The 17487-nt window shown below is 70.3% G+C and carries 12 protein-coding genes; 8 read left to right on the forward strand and 4 right to left on the reverse strand.

Annotated features, from left to right (window positions below; translation table 11 throughout):
• Positions 1–93: 93 nt before the first annotated feature.
• Entirely contained in the window at positions 94–1428 is a 1335-nt protein-coding gene (locus QAD21_RS23610; RefSeq protein ID WP_165629317.1) for an MFS transporter, read from the forward strand.
• On the opposite strand, the gene QAD21_RS23615 is transcribed toward QAD21_RS23610, so the two are convergent.
• Positions 1409–1966 carry a hypothetical protein gene (locus tag QAD21_RS23615; RefSeq protein ID WP_165629316.1) on the reverse strand — a complete coding sequence of 186 codons (558 nt, stop codon included), beginning with the start codon at positions 1964–1966 and terminating at the stop codon, positions 1409–1411. The genes QAD21_RS23610 and QAD21_RS23615 overlap by 20 nt on opposite strands.
• 120 nt (positions 1967–2086) lie before the next feature.
• Between QAD21_RS23615 and QAD21_RS23620 the strand changes: the two genes are divergently transcribed.
• Positions 2087–3178: an aminotransferase class V-fold PLP-dependent enzyme gene (locus QAD21_RS23620; protein WP_165629315.1), complete on the forward strand. Its 1092-nt coding sequence runs from the start codon at positions 2087–2089 to the stop codon at positions 3176–3178.
• Positions 3179–3188: 10 nt separating this feature from the next.
• On the opposite strand, the gene QAD21_RS23625 is transcribed toward QAD21_RS23620, so the two are convergent.
• Both QAD21_RS23625 and QAD21_RS23630 read right to left on the reverse strand, forming a co-directional pair.
• Positions 3189–4712 (reverse strand): glycerol-3-phosphate dehydrogenase/oxidase, encoded by a 1524-nt coding sequence (locus QAD21_RS23625; RefSeq protein ID WP_165629314.1) that lies wholly within the window; start codon positions 4710–4712, stop codon positions 3189–3191.
• Between the two features lie 33 nt (positions 4713–4745).
• On the reverse strand, positions 4746–5342 hold the full coding sequence (locus QAD21_RS23630; protein ID WP_065630859.1) for a TetR/AcrR family transcriptional regulator: 597 nt from the start codon (positions 5340–5342) through the stop codon (positions 4746–4748).
• Between the two features lie 49 nt (positions 5343–5391).
• On the opposite strand from QAD21_RS23630, the gene QAD21_RS23635 reads away from it, so the two are divergent.
• Positions 5392–6300, forward strand: coding sequence for a YegS/Rv2252/BmrU family lipid kinase (locus tag QAD21_RS23635; protein WP_068970754.1), 909 nt, complete (start codon positions 5392–5394; stop codon positions 6298–6300).
• Between the two features lie 24 nt (positions 6301–6324).
• Here the strand turns inward: QAD21_RS23635 and QAD21_RS23640 are convergent, their stop codons facing one another.
• Entirely contained in the window at positions 6325–7773 is a 1449-nt protein-coding gene (locus tag QAD21_RS23640; RefSeq protein ID WP_058253767.1) for a CCA tRNA nucleotidyltransferase, read from the reverse strand.
• Positions 7774–7864: 91 nt separating this feature from the next.
• On the opposite strand from QAD21_RS23640, the gene QAD21_RS23645 reads away from it, so the two are divergent.
• The 5 genes from QAD21_RS23645 to QAD21_RS23665 all read left to right on the forward strand — a co-directional run bounded on the left by QAD21_RS23645 (position 7865) and on the right by QAD21_RS23665 (position 17411).
• Positions 7865–7987, forward strand: coding sequence for a hypothetical protein (locus QAD21_RS23645; protein WP_280360319.1), 123 nt, complete (start codon positions 7865–7867; stop codon positions 7985–7987).
• A gap of 20 nt (positions 7988–8007) precedes the next feature.
• The gene (locus tag QAD21_RS23650; RefSeq protein WP_068970753.1) at positions 8008–9240 is read left to right on the forward strand and encodes an NUDIX hydrolase; all 1233 of its coding nucleotides are present in this window, start codon (positions 8008–8010) and stop codon (positions 9238–9240) included.
• Positions 9241–9358: 118 nt separating this feature from the next.
• Entirely contained in the window at positions 9359–11953 is a 2595-nt protein-coding gene (locus QAD21_RS23655) for a DUF6049 family protein (RefSeq protein WP_068971289.1), read from the forward strand.
• 389 nt (positions 11954–12342) lie between these two features.
• Positions 12343–16038: a murein biosynthesis integral membrane protein MurJ gene (locus tag QAD21_RS23660; protein WP_083229397.1), complete on the forward strand. Its 3696-nt coding sequence runs from the start codon at positions 12343–12345 to the stop codon at positions 16036–16038.
• Positions 16039–16199: 161 nt separating this feature from the next.
• Positions 16200–17411 carry a TetR/AcrR family transcriptional regulator gene (locus QAD21_RS23665; protein WP_068971286.1) on the forward strand — a complete coding sequence of 404 codons (1212 nt, stop codon included), beginning with the start codon at positions 16200–16202 and terminating at the stop codon, positions 17409–17411.
• The last annotated feature ends 76 nt before the right edge of the window (positions 17412–17487 follow it).

Here is a 17487-nt window from a genome sequence, read left to right on the forward strand (position 1 = left end):
GTGGGATCGTCTGCGTCTTCACCTCCGGCCACCCGACCATCATCGCACGTCCGTGGCCGACGACGTCCATCGTCAGCTCGGTAGGCTGGATCGGTGAACAGCACCCAGGTGACCCGTGACCAACGCGGGTGGTCGGTGTTCGTCCACTCCCTCCGTTCCTCGCCGGGACTAGGCCGGTTGTTGTCGGTCCGGTTGTCCAGTCAGATCACCGACGGGATCTTCCAGGCCGCGCTGGTCGGCAGCATCCTGTTCAACCCCGAGCGCCATGCGGATCCGCTCGCGGTGGCCGGTGGCCTCGCGGTGCTGCTGCTGCCGTATTCGCTCATCGGCCCGTTCGCGGGCGCGTTGCTCGACCACTGGGATCGACGCAACGTCCTCCTGTACGCGAACCTGCTGCGCGGGCTGATCATCGGGCTCGTCGCACTGGCCGTCGCCTCCGGCGCACCTGATGTCGTGGTGCTGATCTCCGCCCTCGCCGCGACGGGTGCGAGCCGGTTCGTGGCGGCCGGACTGTCGGCCGGACTGCCGCACGTCGCGCGGCGTGAGGTGCTGGTCGCCACCAATGCGTTGTTCACCACGTTGGGCGGCGCGATGCTCACCGTCGGTCTCGGCATCACTCTGGGACTCCGCGCGATCTTCGGCGACGACAACGTGGGCAGTGCCCTCACGATGATCGCCGGGATCGTGCTGGCCGTCGTCTCCGGCGGGCTGGCGCATCGGTTCCGTCCGCTGCAACTCGGTCCCGACGAGCCCGACGACCCTGGTCGTTCGGCCGTGCACGCGGTCTCGGTCGGACTCTGGCACGGTGCCCGCGCCGTCGTCCACCACAAGACCGTGGCCGCCGCGTTGTCGGCGATCGGGGCCCACCGGCTGGTCTTCGGGATGAACACGCTGATGATCCTGGTGCTGACGCGCCAGATGGGTCCCGGCGACGGGGTCGACCGCGTCAGCGTGGTCATCGGTTTCACCGGCGCGGGGGCGCTTCTCGCCGCGGTCATCACGCCGATCGCGGTGGCACGGGTGGGCCGGTACGTGACGCTGCTCGCCGCACTGGCCGTCGGCGCGTTCGCCGAGCTGTCCGTGCTCAGCTTCGAATTCGCGGTGATCTGCGGGTCGGCGTTCGTACTCGGACTCATCGGCCAGATCGCCAAGCTGTGTGGCGACGTGGCGATGCAGGTCGACGTGGACGACGCGGTGCGTGGACAGGTGTTCTCGGTGCAGGACGCGGTGTTCAACATCGCCTACGTGGGTGCGGTGACCGTCGCGGCGCTCGCGATCCCCGACGACGGCCGGGCGGTCGGGCTCGTCGTGCTCGGGGTGGTGCTGTACCTGCTCGGAATGCTCGTGGTGCGCCTCCTGCATCCGCGTGGGCACTGGTCCGCCGAGCCCACGACGCTGCGGCACACCGTCACCGACCCCGCCGCGTGAACCGCGGGTCCCGGTTGTCGTAGGCGGCGTCGGCCACGCCGTTCGCATCCAGGTCCACCAGCATCACATCGTGGCTGCCGTCCCCGTCGGAGTCGACGTAGAGTCGTTCGCCGACGATCCGGCCGCCCCGGTCGGCGCCGACGATCTCGACGTCGGGGTCGCCGTCGTCGTCGAGGTCGACCCGGGTGACCCGCGCCGGCGGGGGTTGCGGAGTCCGCTCGGGGACGTCGCGCCGCGGTAGTTGTTCGCCGACGAGGTCGGCTCGCGCGACGGGCCGGTCCCACAGACCGGCACCGGAGTCGCGGTAGAAGGCGTCGGGCTCGCCGTCGTCGTCGGTGTCGAGCGCGGCGACGTCGGCGACACCGTCGGCGTCGGTGTCCCACATCGCGTCATCGCGACGGCCGTCGCCGTCGAAGTCGAGCCCGATCGCGTCCAGGACATCGGACCGCGGATCCCCGAGCGCGAGGTCGGCGGTCCCGGACCAGCGCGTCGTCGGACCGTCGCCGGTCCCGAAGAAGTACTCGATCGCCGGGTCCATGAGGTCTTGGACGCAGCGGGGCCCAATCCGGTTCCCATCGATCGGCTCCCAGCGCCCGGGTTCCCGCTGTGCGGTTCCCGATGGGTGTGGACACCTCGACCACCCGGTAGGTTGTGGCCCATGTACGTCAGCGATCTCGGCGAGCAGTGGCATGCGGCCCGGGTCGAACCAGCCCTGGCACACCTCGACTCTGCTTCGGCGGGCCGCTCGTCCTACGCACTGATCGGCGCGATGACCGCGCACCTCTGGCGGGAGACCGAACGCGGGTCGTATGTCGCCGCCGACGACCGCGCCGAGGAGATCGCGCGCGACACAAGGAATCTCGCTGCCCTGATCGGACACACCGGCGACGAGGTGGTCTTCCGTGAGAGCGCCCGCGCCGCTCTGCGCGCCCTCCTCACCAACTGGAGCCTGCCCGTCACATCGACCGTGTGGGTGGCGAAGAACGAATTCGGCCCCAACCTCGAGGAGTTCGAGCGCCGCGGGTACGCGGTACGGACCATGCCCGACGGGGACGTCTACGGTCACGTCGACACCGACGCGCTCGAGAACATGCTGCAGTTCGAGCAGCCCGACTTCATCCACGTCTGCCACATCGGCTCGATGTCCGGTGTGGTGCAGCCGGTCACGCGGATCGTCGAACTCGCGCATCGGGCCGGTGTGCCCGTCGTGGTGGACATGGCGCAGTCGGTCGGTCACGTCCCCACCGTCACCGGTGCCGACGTCGTCTACGGCACCAGCCGCAAGTGGCTCACCGGCCCGCGTGGCGTCGGGTTCGTCGCGGTGCGTCGAGACTCGTTGCGGCCGGTACGAATCGACGGTTCCGAGGCATTCATCGCCGGGCGCCTCGGACTCGGTGTCGCGGTCCGCGAGTTGCTCGAGATCGGCCAGCAGCGCGTCTTCCGCGAACTCGCGAAGATCGGCCGGGTCACCCGCGAACGACTCCACGGCATCGCGAGCTGGGAGGTCCTCGAACCGCTCGACGAGCCGTCGGCGATCATCACCCTCGCACCGCCGCCCGGATGGCAGTTCGACGACGTCGCCGCGGCCCGCGACAAACTGCTGTCACTCGGTGTCCTGGTCACCGCCGCGGACACCTGGCGCGCCCCGCTGGCGACCGAGCATCCGGTGCTCCGGATCAGCCCGCACCTCGACGTACGCCGGTCCGAACTCGACCGCGTCGCAGACGCCCTGCGCACCATGGGGTACTGACCAGGCCGCCTCACCCCAGGAGTTCGCCGATGATCGCCTCGATCTCCGGCCGTGCCGCGTCGGCGTCGACTCGCACGAGGCCGATCCGCGTGCGCCGGTGCAGGATGTCGTCGGCGTCGAGGGCACCCTCGTGCGTGATCGCGAACTCCATTTCGGCGCGGGTGACATCGATGCCGGGGACGATCGGATCCAGGGGACCGGGGAGAACGGCGGCGTCCACCACCGCCGGCGCCTCCCCGCCGAACCGCTGCACGAGCGAAGCCGGCAATCCCTGCTCGCGCGGACTCCGCAGGGCTCCGACCAGCGGGGTCGTGGTCGTGACACAGTCCCCGGCGGTGAGGTCGGTGGTCGCGAGCGCGGCGTCGACGGCGTCCTGGGCCATGCGCCGGTAGGTGGTGAGCTTGCCGCCGAGGACGTTGACGAGACCATCGCCGCGGACGCCGACGTGGTGCTGCCGCGAGACGTCGGCGAGGGCCTCGGAGTCGCGGCCGCCGCCGCGGGTGTCGACCAACGGTCGCAGACCCGCGAACGTGCCGATGATGTCCGAGCGATCCAACGGTCGTGCGAGAGCGGGATTCACGGCGTCGAGCAGGAAGTCGATCTCCGACTCGTCCGGCATCGGGACGTCTGGGATCGGCCCCGGCGCCGCGACATCGGTGAGGCCGACGTAGACGCGCCCCAGCTGCGCGGGGATCACGAAAACGAACCGCGACACCGAGGTGCCGAGCGGGGTCATCAGCGCGGCGTCGGGGAATCCCAACCGCGCCGCGTCGACGACGAGATGCGTTCCGCGACTGGGATGTACGGCGAGGGCATCATCGATGCCGCCGGACCAGACGCCGGTGGCGTTGACGACCATCCGCGCACCGACGTCGAAGCTCTCACCGGTCAACTGATCGGTGAGGGAGGCCCCGCGGCCGTCCACGCGCTCGGCCCGCACCCGGGTGCAGACGGATGCGCCGTAGCCAGCCGCCGTACGTGCGAGGGCGACGACGAGCCGAGCGTCGTCGACGAGCTGACCGTCGGCGGTGGAGATACCGCCGCGCAGACCGTGGGGCGACACCGCCGGGAAGCGGGCGAGGGTCTCCAGCGCCGACACCCGGGTCGGCGGCGGCAACAGCGAGTCGGGGGTACCGGCGTTGCGTCGGAGCACATCTCCCGCGCGGAGGCCCAACCGGATGATCGAGGTCTGCCTGCCGCCACGGTCGGGGATGATCTGGCGGAGGGGAGCGATCAGATGCGGAGCGATGGCGGTCATCAGATGATGACGTTCGACGGCACTTTCGCGCGCGATCCGCAGATCACCCCTGGCCAGGTAACGGAGACCACCGTGGACGAGTTTGCTGCTCCAGCGCGAGGTTCCGGCCGCGAGGTCGTCCTTCTCGACGAGCGCGACGCGCAGGCCACGGGTCGCGGCGTCGAGCGCCACCCCGGCGCCGGTCACACCGCCGCCGATGACCAGCAGATCCAGGGGATCGCCGGACGTCAGACGGTCGAGCGCACGACGGCGGGTGTCGGCGGACAGGGTCGCCATCAGAGTCGCACCGCGGGACCGGCGCTCACGACGTCATCCGTCGACGCCCGCGCCGGCCGGACGCAGATACCCGGCCAGCATCTCGTGCAACTCGGTGCTCCAGCCCTCGGCGATGATGTCGGAGACCAGTGCCCCGGACTGGAGGAACGACTGCGCGATCAGCAGCACCATCGCCGCCATCCGTTTGGCGTCACCCGCCCGGACGTGGCGCCGTTCCTGGGCCTGCGACAGCATGTCCGAGAGAATCGCGAGCGCCCCTTGCTGACTCGTACCGAGACGCTCGAAGACGTACGGCGCCATGAAGTCTCGCTGCTCGCGCCACAGCGAGGCGATCAGTTCGTCGTCGCGGAGCGCGCCGACGACCGCGACCACCCGATCGACCAGCGCATCCAGATCGGCGGGTTCGCCTCGTCCGCCGATCGCGTCCTCGACGACTCCCAGGACCTCGCGGGTCAACAGCCCGCGGATGATCTCGTTGATGTCGGGCCACCGGCGGTACACCGTCGGTCGACTGACACCTGCTTGTCGGGCCACCTCGGAGACAGTCACCTTGCGTCCGCCGCTACGCAGCAGACAGCTCCGTGCCGCATCCAGAACGAGATCCCCGATCTCCTCGTTACGGATTGCCATGATGTGTAACACTGTAACGGATCACTTGAACGGCGGGGGGCCGACTCATATGACTATCGAACACGCCACACTCGTGGCCAGTCCGTACGCACGGCACGGAACGGGCCTGCGCGTCGCCCACGACGCCGCAGAACTGCTGCGTGCCCGCGGCGTGGAGGTGGAGATCATCGTCGGCGAGGACATCGCCGACGCCGCCGATCTCGCCGGCAAGGCTGCCCGGGGGGACACCGACGTCCTCGTCGTCGTGGGGGGCGACGGCACGGTGCGTCTGACGGTGGAGGCCACGATCGGGTCGGGCAAGCCGCTGGCCGTCGTCCCGGCCGGGAGCGGGAACGACTTCGCCCGCAACCTCGGCATCCCACTGGATCCGGCCGACGCCGTCGAGGTCATCCTGGCCGGCCACCGGCGACCCATCGACCTCGGCCGGGTCAGCTTCCCGGACGGGCAGACCGCGCTGTTCAGCACGGTCGCCGCCACCGGGTTCGACGCCGCGGTCACCGCGCGGGCCATCGACATGCGCCGGCCGCGCGGACAGTCCCGGTACACGATCGCGGCGCTCCTCGAACTACTCGCTCTGCGGTCGCGTCACTACCAGGTCCGCGTCGACGACCAGGCCGTCGAATCCGACCTCATCTTCGCCGCGATCGGCAACACCACGTCGTACGGCGGTGGCATGAAGATCACGCCGCAGGCGTCGATCACCGACGGCCGGCTCGACGTGACCCTCGCGCTCAACCCACCGCGGCTGGCACGTTGGACGATTGCGCGCGTCTTCCCGAAGGTGTTCTCGGGCAAGCACATCGACAGTCCGAACGTCCGGACCATGCGCGGCGCGGAGGTCGAGCTGTACTGCGATCCGCCGGCCCTCGTGTCGGTCGACGGTGACCTCGTCGGCGAGCTGCCGGCGGTCTTCGAGGCGGTACCGCACGCGATCGAGGTGTTCGCGCCGGCGAGCTGAAACGCCCGGGGCGTCTCGCAGTCCTCACTGACCGCTGCGCGCCGCCCACCATTCGCGAAGGGCATCCTCGGCTTCGTCGCGGCTGAGCGGTCCACGGTCCAGGCGTAGCTCCTTCAGATGACGCCACGCCTGTCCGACGATCGGACCGGGCGGCACGCCGAGGAGTTCCATGATCGCGTTGCCGTCGAGGTCGGGCCGGACCTTCTCGAGATCCTCGGCCGCCTGTAGGTCGGCGATCCGCTGCTCGAGACTGTCGTAGTTCTGCTGCAGCCGCCGGGCGCGCCGCTTGTTGCGGGTGGTGCAGTCGGCGCGCACCAGCTTGTTCAGCTTGTCGAGTAGGGGACCGGCATCGGTGACGTACCGGCGGACGGCCGAGTCGGTCCACGCGCCGTCTCCGTAACCGTGGAAGCGCAGGTGCAGGAAGACCAGCTGCGCCACGTCGGACACCACCGCCTTCGGATACTTGAGTGCCCGCATCCGTTTGCGCACCATCTTCGCGCCCACGACCTCGTGGTGATGAAAGCTGACGCCACCCCCCGGTTCGTGCCGCCGCGTCGCGGGTTTGCCGATGTCGTGCAACAGGGCCGCCCAGCGCAGCACCAGGTCCGGATCGCCGTCCTCGAGATCGATGGCCTGGCGGAGCACGGTCAGGGAGTGCTGGTAGACGTCCTTGTGCTGGTGGTGCTCGTCGATGGTGAGCTTCATGCCGGGCACCTCGGGCAGCACCCGCTCGGCCAGACCGGTCTCGACCATGGCGTCGATCGCCTCGATCGGGAACTCGCCGCAGATCAGTTTGTCCAGCTCGGTGCGGATGCGTTCGACGGTGATGCGTTCGATCTCGCCGTTCATGTCGGTGATCGCCTGCCACACGCGCGGCGCGAGCCGGAATCCCAGCTGAGAGACGAACCGCACGGCGCGCAGCATGCGCAGGGGGTCGTCGCCGAAGGACTGTGCAGGCGTGGCGGGGGTGTCGATGACCCCGGCCAGCAGGGCGGTCATCCCGTCGAGCGGGTCCCGGAAGTCCTGGGCGCCCGCCGAGCCGATCCGGACCGCCATCGCGTTGACGGTGAAGTCCCGTCGGATCAGGTCGTCGTCGAGGGTCTTGCCGAAGGTGACCTCGGGATTGCGGCTGACCTGGTCATATGAGTCCGCGCGAAACGTCGTGATCTCGATCAGGTGGTCGCCCTTGCGGACCCCGACCGTGCCGAACTCGATGCCGACGTCCCAGAACGCGTCGGCCCAGCCGCGGAGGAGCTGCGACACCGTTTCCGGGCGCGCATCGGTCGTGAAGTCGAGGTCGTTGCCCAGACGCCCGAGAACCGCGTCGCGCACCGAGCCGCCCACCAGGTACAGCTCGTGGCCGGCGGTCTCGAACAGCTTGCCGAGGGGCACGAGGACGTCGTCGAGGTCGCGCAGTGCGATCGCCGCGGCGGCGAGCAGGCGGGTGCGCCGTTCCGGGTCCGCCGAGTGCACCTGGTCCGGCTGGGCTGCCCCATTCCGGAATGGCCCAGACGCCGCCGCACCGGACGAGGAAGTGTCGTTCACGGCTTGCCACCCTACCGTCGTGACCCGCGACGACGACGCCGCACAGCTCGTCGGCGACGACTCATACACCCCCGGCGCACTCGCGACACCGCGAATCCACAACCTACGCGCCCTCGGAGGCGTCCGGACAAACTGCAGGTGACCAGCCGCTAGCATCGTGGAATGTCCACCGATTCCTCGACCAACCCTTCAGACGTCAGCGGCGTCTCGTCGGGTGCGCACGGTGAGGGTGGCGGACAAGGCGAGCAGAATCCCTCCGGCCAGGGGCGTCGTGCCCGACGCGGCCGACGCCGCCGGGGCCGGCGCAAGTCCGAGAACCGAGGTGCGGCGCCCGCGCACACCTCGACGGCGCACAATCCGCACGGGCACAAACAGAGCGGTCATGCCCAACCCAAGAACAAGCAGCCGACTCCCGGCCAGGCGGGCTCGCGGCCGGGCCACAAACCCGGCTCGCCCAACCCGGCCTCCGAACCGGCACCCAGCACTCATCACCCGACTCCCAATGACCTCGCCCGCGCCCGGGCCGCCGATCCCGCGTGCCCGGATCCGGTCGAGGCCGAGCCCGTCGACAAGCTCCCGGTCGATCCCGATCGTGCGCGACCCCGCGTCACCCCGCCGAAGCCGTCGGACATGGTCGCCGTCAGCGCCAAGCTGACCAAGACCGGTCTGACCCAGGCCGGCGGCAAGGCGTCGAAGGGTCGACGGCGCACGGCGCGGGCGGACCGTGCGTCCGAACGCCCGGCTGCCGAGCGCGCCCACCCTGACCGCGCGGGCAACGAGAAACTCCGCACCGTGCGCGAGACCTCGGCAGGGGGGCTCGTCATCTCCGACCTCGACCTCCCCGTCGACCAGTTGTCGGCCGCGCTCATCGGTCGCGTCGACCGTCGCGGCCGCACCATGTGGTCGCTGCCCAAGGGACACATCGAAACCGGCGAGACCGCCGAGCAGACCGCCATCCGCGAGGTCGAGGAGGAGACCGGGATCCAGGGCACGGTGGTGGCCCCGCTCGGCAAGATCGACTACTGGTTCGTCAGCGAAGGTCGTCGGATCCACAAGACCGTGCATCATTACCTGCTGCGGTGCACGGGCGGCGAGCTGTCCGACGCCGACTACGAGGTGTCCGAGGTGGCCTGGGTGCCGTTACACGAGCTCCCGCGTCGGCTCACGTACTCTGACGAGCGGCGACTCGCCCGGATGGCCCGGGGTGTGATCGCCGAACTCGCCGCCGACCCCACCCGGCTGGCCCAGTCCGAGGCCGACAGCATCCGCACCGAACCCAACGCCTATGAGAAAGCCGCCGCCGCGCGCAACCAGCGCCGCAACGAGCCACCGCCCCCGGTTCGTCCGCGCCGGCGCCGGCGCCGTCCACGACGGCCCGCGGCCGGCGATGGCTGAGCCGCGCCCGTCCGCCGCCGAGCCCCGTTCGTCTCGTTCTCTCGCCTTCTCGCATGCGCTGCGGTCCGGCGCGCTCGTGACGCTGGCCTCGGCCGTGGTCCTGGCCGTTCTCGGTCTGATGGTCCTGTCCGGCGCGGTGGGACCGGCGTCGGCGGCGCCGGAGACGGCCACCAGCGATTCCGACGCCGGGTCCGGCGCGTCGGACCGGTCACCGAGCCGCTTCGCCCGCATCGTCATCGATTCGATGACCCCGAACATCGTGACCACGACCAGCCGGCCGGTGGTCACCGTCAGCGGACGCGTCGACAACGTCGGCGACCGGTCCATCACCGACCTGACCATCCGGCTCGAGCGCGGCGATCCGGTGGCGTCGGCCGCGGGCCTGCGTACCGACCTCGCCGACGACGATCCGGCCGTCGCCGTGGCCGGCCCCTTCGAGGCGCTGTCCGACTCGCTCGCCCCCGGCGAGAGCGTCGGCTTCCGCATGTCGATGGCACTCTCGGCCAACAACGGTCCCGACGGCCAGGGCCTGGCCATCTCCCAGCCCGGCGTGTACCCGATGCAGGTCAACGTCAACGGCACCCCGGAGTACGGCAACACCGCGCAGGTCGCGGGATCGCGGATGCTGCTGCCGGTGTTGTCCCTACCGCCCGACGACACCCGGGCCGCCGGTTACGTCGACCCGTCCACCGAGTACTCCGACGCCGACCCGGTCGTCGGGCTCGGGCCGGACGGGTCGGTGTCGGCGAACCTGTCCAGTCCGGCACGCATGACGATGGTGTGGCCGTTGGCCGCCCCGCCGCAGCTCGCGCCGGGTGTGCTGGGCGGCAACACCGAACCGGTCCGGTTGATCAACGAGAACATGGCGCGGTCGCTCGCCGACGGCGGCAGACTCGCCGAGCTACTCGCCGCGCTGCAGCGGGTCGTCGGGGAACCCCCACCCGCACAATCGGATTCGGTGACATCGGACACGCCGCCATCCGAGACACCGGAGAACCCGGAACCGAGCGCACTGCCCGGTTCGGAGAAGCTCGCCGACAGCATGTGCCTGGCGATCGACCCCGACCTCGTCGTCACGGTGCGCGCGATGTCGCTGGGGTACGAGGTGTCCGACAATCCCGCCGATCCGAGGTCGACGACCCGGCCCGGTAGCGGCGTGGACGCCGCCGGTCGCTGGCTCACCGGCCTGCGATGGATCGCGCAGCGGATGTGCGTGGTGGCCCTGCCGTACGCGCAGGCCGATCTGACCTCCCTGACCCGGATCGGCAACACCGGCCTCACCGAGGCCGCGCTGCGGTCACCGGCCGACATCATCGACACCGTGCTCGGCGTCCGGAGCGTGCGCGGTCTCTCGATCCCCGCCCTGGGGGCGATCGACGCCGACGGCGCCGCCGCCCTCACCGAGGCCGAGATGACCGCGACCGCGGTGTCGTCGAACTCCGTCGCGCCGGTCGGTCGCCGCGACGCCGCCGGCCGCTACCGGATCGGTGACCTCGCCGCCCAGACCTACGACGCACCTGTGACCGCCTCGTTCGCCGCGCTCGGTACGGCGCCGTCCACCCCCGCTCTGACGCCTCCGAGTCAGCGCGTCGACCTGTCCGACGAGTCCGAGGGAAGCAGGCGCCAGAGCGCGATCGGTGCCCTCGCCTATCCCGCGATCGCCGCGCCGGAACCAGGTCCGACCGCACCCGGGGCACGCCCGTCGCCCGACCCGGTCGTCGGCAGATCGGCGTTCCTGATGCCCCCGACGTACTGGTCGCCCACGTCCGCCGACGCCGAGGCCCTGTTCACCACCGCACGGCTGCTCCTCGAATCGGGTGCCGCGACACCGGCTCCGCTGTCGACGCTGGCCGCCGACCTCAATTCCGCGCCCGAGCAGGCGCGGCTGATCGACCCGCCCGGGGTCGGTCCGGTGGGCGAGGTGGGCTCGGTGCTGACGAGCGACGCGACCGGATCGATACGACGCAATGTCGAGGACAGCTGGCAGTTCGAGGGCGCCCTGGTGCGCTCGGCGGATGTCGCCGCCACCCCCGAGCGGTACATGTCGCCGCTGCGCGAGGACCAGCTCCGGGCGATCCGCTCCCCGGATGCCCAGGGGTCGGCCGTCTACACCCACCTGCGGCGCGCGCAGACCGAACGCATCGACGCGGTCGCGTCGACCCTGTACCGGATGTCGCAGTCGGTCACCATCCTCGATCCCGGCGGTCGTTACACGCTGGCTTCCGAGCGGAGTCCGCTGCTGCTGGTCGTGAGCAACGACCTCGCGCTCCCGGTGCGTGCCCGGATCACCACGTCGGAGCCGGCGGGCATCGAGATCGGCGACCTCGGGGTGATCGAGATCCCGGCGCGCGGAACCCGGCAGATCCAACTGCCCACCCAGGGCGACGCCTCCGAGGCGATCAGTGTGCAGATCCGGTTGTCGACGGTCACCGGCGTGCCACTGGGCCAGCCGATCAGCCTGTCGGTGCACACCAACGCGTACGGCAAGCCGCTGTTCTACATCACGATCATCGCTGCGGCAGCGCTGGTCCTGCTCACCGCGCGTCGCCTCTGGCATCGTTTCCGCGGCCAGCCCGATCCCGCCGACGCCGACCGTCCCGAACCCGACGAACTCGAGCGAATGCTTGCCGGAAGCGGGTATCAGGAGCGACGCCGTACCCTGCAGAGCGAGGGTCGGACGTACGGCGAGGAACCGGGCGATGACCCTCCATGACCGACATCAGACGACCCGAGGACGGCGGCCCTAGCGACGTGACCTGGAACGATGAGCCGCGTGCGCCGCGGTCGGGGACACCCGGCCCGGTGCCGCCCCAGCGTCCCGAGCGCGCCGCACCCCGGCGGATTCCGCCGAACCGGGTTCCGGGTGGCCGGGTCCCTCCGACGCGGATCCCGCCCGGGTCCCCGGATCCGGGACCCACTGCGCCACGGCCTGCCGAACCACGATCGCCCGACGCGCGGTCTGCGGCCCCACGACCCGCGCCGCCGCGATCGGGCGGGCGGGCACCCTCGGCCCCGCGTCCGCCCGCGCCATCGGCACCTACTCCACCGGCCCCCCCGCCGGCCCGGCCGGACGTGTCACCGGCCCAGAACAACACGCGGGTCATGACCGCGTCCGACCCCCGCCGACCGTCGAACGGTCCGGTGGCCGCCGGCGCGGTGTCCGTCCAGAAGGCACCCGACGAGAAAGCGCCCGAGGGCAAAGCGCCCGACGGGAAAGCGTCGTCGACCGGTCTGGCGCGGGACTCGGACTCGAGCATCCTGCGCACCAGCGGGTCGATCGCGATCGCCACCCTGTTCAGTCGCATCACCGGCTTCCTGCGGACCGTGCTCATCCTCGCGATGCTCGGCCCTGCCATCGCCTCGGCGTTCCAGGCGGCCGACGTGTTGCCGAACATGATCGCCGAGGTCGTCCTCGGCGCCGTGCTGACCGCGATCGTCATCCCGCTGCTCGCCCGGGCCGAAGCCGAGGACGACGACGGCGGCGAGGGTTTCATCAACCGGATCTTCACCATCACCGTCGTCGTCCTCGGGACCGCGACGGTCGTGGCGGTGATCGCGGCACCGCTGCTCACCTATCTGAACCTGGGGGACGGGCAGGTCAATCGCGAGCTGTCCACCGCGCTCGCCTACCTGCTGCTGCCGGAGATCCTGTTCTACGGCCTGTCCGCGTTGTTCATCGCGATCCTCAACCTGCGCGGCTACTTCAAGCCGGGTGCATGGGCGCCCGTCCTGAACAACGTCGTGCAGATCACCACGCTCGTGCTCTACGCGGTGGTGCCCGGCGAGATCACCCTCAACCCCGTCCGGATGTCCGATCCGCAGCTCCTGGTGCTCGGCATCGGCTGCACGACCGGTGTCGTGCTCCAGGCGCTGATACTGGTGCCGTTCCTCCGCAAGTCGGGGGTGCGGCTGCGCCTGCAGTGGGGGATCGACGCGCGCCTGCGCCAGTTCGGGAACATGGCCGTCGCGATCGTCGCGTATGTGGCGCTGCTCCAGGTCGGCCTGATCGTCACCTACCGGATCGCATCGTCGGCCGACGCGTCGGGCGTCAGCATCTACTTCACCCACTGGCAGTTGTTGCAGCTTCCGTACGGCGTGCTGGGCGTGACCATCCTGACCGCGATCATGCCGCGACTGTCGCGCAACGCCACCGCCGACGACACCAAGGCGGTCGTCGACGATCTGTCCCTTGCGACGCGACTGACGATGGTCGCCCTCGTGCCGGTCGTGTCGTTCATGACGTTCTTCGGACCGGCCATCGCCATCGCCGTGTTCAACTTCGGCAAGTTCGACGCCGCCTCCGCGTCGCAGCTGGGTTCGGTGCTGTCGTGGGGTGCGTTCACCCTCATCCCGTACTCGATGACCCTCGTCCAGCTGCGCGTGTTCTACGCCCGCGAGGACGCGTGGACCCCGACGTTCATCGCCCTGGGCATCACCGTGGTGAAGGTGGTGTCGTCGTACCTGGGGCCGGTGCTCTTCGACGATCCCGAACTCGTCGTGCGCTGGCTCGCGTTGTCCAACGGGTTGGGCTATCTGGTCGGTGCCGTCGTCGGTCACTTCCTGCTCCGCAGCCGACTTCGCGGGGCCCGGCTCTCGGATGTGGCACGCACGTCCGTCGTGACCCTGGCCGTCTCGATCGGGGTCTCCGCCACCGTGTGGGCGGTCGCGAAACTCACCGGCCTCGACGACATGATCGGCTGGCTGGGCAAGGTGGGGTCGGTCCTCTACCTCGGGCTGACCGCCGCGGTGGTGCTCGCGGTGACCTACGCCGGTCTCGCCGCGGCCCGCGTACCGGATGTCGTCGCGATCGGGCTGGCCGTACGCCGTCTGCTCGGCCGGTTCATCCCGGCGCTCGCCCCGCCGCCGCAGCCCGAACGTGAACAGTCACCGGCGATCACAGTTCAGTTTCCGCGCGTCACCGGCGACGAATCGCTCCCGTACTCTGGTCAGGTACAGGTGCTGCGCCGCTTCGACAGAGGTACCGCGACGTGGCAGTCGTACTCCGTACACTCCGGTGGCGCGATCGGCGCGACCCGGGATGTGCGCCCCATCCCCGAACGCGCGCCGGTACCGCGCGACATCAGATACCGCAGGAGAGGAGTCCGTCGCGTGAGTGACAGTGAGGTCGACACCACTGCTGCCACCGGGCCGCCCGCCGAGCCCCGAGCCGGCGACGCACCCACTCCACCGACCCCGACTCCCGCCGCCGAGACCGGTGCGGCCGACAGCGCGGCGAGCCCACGCCGCCGCGGACCGCGCCTCATCCCCGGCGCTGCGGTCGCCGGCGGCCGGTACCGACTGCTCGAGCAGCACGGCGGCACCCGCGGTCTGCAGTTCTGGCGGGCCCAGGACATCAACCTCGACCGTGAGGTCGCGCTGACCTTCGTCGACGCCGAGCAACTCGCACCGCCGCCCGAGCGTGGTCAGGCCGCCAAGATGTCCGATCAGGGACCGCAGGCCGTGCTGTCGCGCACCCTGCGCCTGGGCCAGATCAATTCCGACGGGGTGGCACGGGTCCTCGACGTCGTCCGCGGATCGTCGGGCGGCATCGTCGTCGCCGAATGGGTGCCCGGATCGTCCCTGGCGGATGTCGCCGGGTCGGGACCGTCGCCGATCGGCGCCGCGCGGGCGGTGCGTTCACTCGCCGCGGCCGCCGAGATCGCCCACCGCTCCGGTGGCGCGCTGTCCATCGACCATCCCGACCGCATCCGTATCAGCCACGACGGCAATGCCGTGCTGGCGTTCCCCGGCACCCTCGCCGGGGACGACAAGGCGTCCGATGTCCGCGGCCTCGGGGCCGTGCTGTACGCGCTCCTGCTCAACCGCTGGGCGCTCGATCCCGCGGACGGGTCCCGGCTGATCACCACCGCCGACTCCACCGAGTCCGTGGGTGGGATCCCCGTGGCCACGCCCGGTGAGGACGGACAACCGGTCGAGCCGCGGCTCAGCAAGCCCGACATCCCGTTCGAGATCTCGGCGGTCGCGGCGCGCGCGCTCGACGGTTCGCGCGGGATCCGTACCGCGGCGACGGTGCAGCACGTGCTCGATCAGGCCACGGTCGTCGACCTGAACACCGACATGTTGCCGGCCATCACCGACGCCGACGCCCCGCCGCCGGTGAGCGTGGCGCCCCGACTGGGTGCCGGCGGCGACGAGAAGCCACCGCGCCGCAACGTGGCGTTGCTCATCGGCGCCGGACTCCTCGCGCTGTTCATCGTCATCGCGCTGATCGTGGGTGCCACCAACATCTTCGGCGGCAGCAGCGGCTCGAGCGACATCGACTCGATCCTCACCACGACCGAGCCCTCGCCTCCGCCCGGCGCCCAGCCGCCGCCGACGCCCGCGGCCCCGGCGGCCCCGCAACCCATTGCGCTGCAGTCGGTCTCGGTCGTCGACTTCTCCGCGCAGACACCGGACAACTCGGCGAACGTACGCAACGTGATCACCGGCGCCGCCCCGCCGTGGCAGACCGACAACTATCGCGGGCGTCCGGACTTCGGCGGGCTCAAGCCGGGGCTGGGCCTCATGTTCGACCTCGGAGCGGAACGCCCGGTGCGGTCGGTCACCATCGAGAGTCCGACGCCCGGGATCAGCGTCGAGATCCGTACGTCGCCGTCGGCGCGTCCGGCGTTCGCCCGGACGACGACGGTGGCGTCGGGTCAGGTGGACCAGGCGTCCACCACGATTCCGATCGCCCAGCCGCCGACCACCCGCTACGTCATGGTCTGGCTCACGAGCCTGCCGAGTTCGGGAAGCGGCTATCAGGCCGAGATCGCGCGCGTCACGATGGCCGGCTGACGCACCGGTCGAGCACCTGACCGCGCCCCGCGATTATCGGCGCGTGCAACTCGAGGTCCGAGTTACGACCAACGAGTATGAACGACGACGGCAGGCGGGTACGAGCGGGGCATGACGCGGAACCATCGGCGCGGTCTCCTGTACCGCTGCCCTCGACACCAGTGTCGAAATCCGCAGACGCCGCGAGTGCGAAGAGCGCTCGACTGCCCGAACTCCGGCTCGAACACCTGGTCCGAGAGGCGACACGCCTGTTTCAGGAGTTCGGCTATCGCAACGTGAGCATGGAACAGATCGGTGCGACGGTCGGACTGACCGGGCCTGCGTTGTACCGACATTTTCCGTCCAAGCAGGACATCCTCGCGCAGGCGTTGACCGCGCAGGTGCGGACCGTCAGCCGGTTCATGGCCGATGCGCAGGAGCGCGGTGGCACTCCCGAGGAGCAAATCGGGTTGTTCTTCGACGCATTGGGTGACATGACCGCGCATCGAGATGTCTCCATCCTCTGGAACCGTGAACGATTGCACCTGGAGCGATCGGGCCTGTCCGAGTTGAATCGCTCCTTCGGGGGACTCGTGGACACGCTGGCGGCGAAGATCAGCGCCGCCCGACCCGCGGTCGACCCGGCGGGCGCGGAGCTACTCGCGACCGCTGTCCTCAGTGTGTACTCGAGCACGGCCCGGATGCGTGGCTCACTGTCGGCCAAGCGGCTCATGCAGGTCCAGCGAGCGCTCACGGACTCGATTCTCGACTGTGACCTGGCCACGGCTCCGGTTGTGGTGGGGACAGATGACGCACGATCACGCCGAAGTCCGATCGCCCGACGCGAACGAATACTCGACGTCGCGACCGAGTTGTTCTTCGTACGCGGCTTCCGGAACGTCCGTATCGACGAGATCGCCGCCCACGCGGGCGTCTCGGTGGCGACCGTCTATCACGAGCACGCAGGGAAGACGGAGATCTTGTGGACGGTCATCCGTCGAGGCATCGAAGGCTTGTTGTGGACGTCGATCGCGGCACTCGACGGAGCCGCCGCCGGTGACACGCTCGACGTGCTCCTGCGCGTGTTCGTCGACTACTCGCTGGGCCCCAATGGGCGGGTGCTGGCCGTGGCAGTTCGGGACGCGGTGTATCTGCCGGAAGCAGACCAGATCTCTCTCGGCCGCATCACCTCGGACTACTCCGCCGAGTGGACCACTGCCATCCGCGTGCGTACGCCCAGCCTGTCACAGGCCGATGCCAAGGCTCTGGAGCAGGCTCTGGCCGGGTTCGCCGGCCACGTGATCTCGTCCCCCGAGCTCCGCTCTCGGCCGGGCACCGACGGGCAATTGAGGAAACTGGCATACGCCATCCTGATACCGCGCGCTCGTATCTGACCGTGACGGGTCCCTCGGCCAACCCGCGGTACTCACGCGACAGCCTGACACGCGATAAGGGTAGGACCGACCCGGG

It is taken from the genome of Gordonia sp. SMJS1, from assembly GCF_029866425.1.
Taxonomy (GTDB): Bacteria; Actinomycetota; Actinomycetes; order Mycobacteriales; family Mycobacteriaceae; genus Gordonia; species Gordonia hongkongensis.

Coding starts and splice junctions, on each gene's coding strand:
- QAD21_RS23650 (WP_068970753.1), top strand. CDS start 8,008: ATGTCCACCGATTCCTCGACCAACCCTTCAGACGTCAGCGGCGTCTCG.
- QAD21_RS23615 (WP_165629316.1), bottom strand. CDS start 1,966: ATGGACCCGGCGATCGAGTACTTCTTCGGGACCGGCGACGGTCCGACG.
- QAD21_RS23625 (WP_165629314.1), bottom strand. CDS start 4,712: ATGGCGACCCTGTCCGCCGACACCCGCCGTCGTGCGCTCGACCGTCTG.
- QAD21_RS23635 (WP_068970754.1), top strand. CDS start 5,392: ATGACTATCGAACACGCCACACTCGTGGCCAGTCCGTACGCACGGCAC.
- QAD21_RS23660 (WP_083229397.1), top strand. CDS start 12,343: ATGACCGCGTCCGACCCCCGCCGACCGTCGAACGGTCCGGTGGCCGCC.
- QAD21_RS23620 (WP_165629315.1), top strand. CDS start 2,087: ATGTACGTCAGCGATCTCGGCGAGCAGTGGCATGCGGCCCGGGTCGAA.
- QAD21_RS23655 (WP_068971289.1), top strand. CDS start 9,359: ATGGTCCTGTCCGGCGCGGTGGGACCGGCGTCGGCGGCGCCGGAGACG.
- QAD21_RS23630 (WP_065630859.1), bottom strand. CDS start 5,342: ATGGCAATCCGTAACGAGGAGATCGGGGATCTCGTTCTGGATGCGGCA.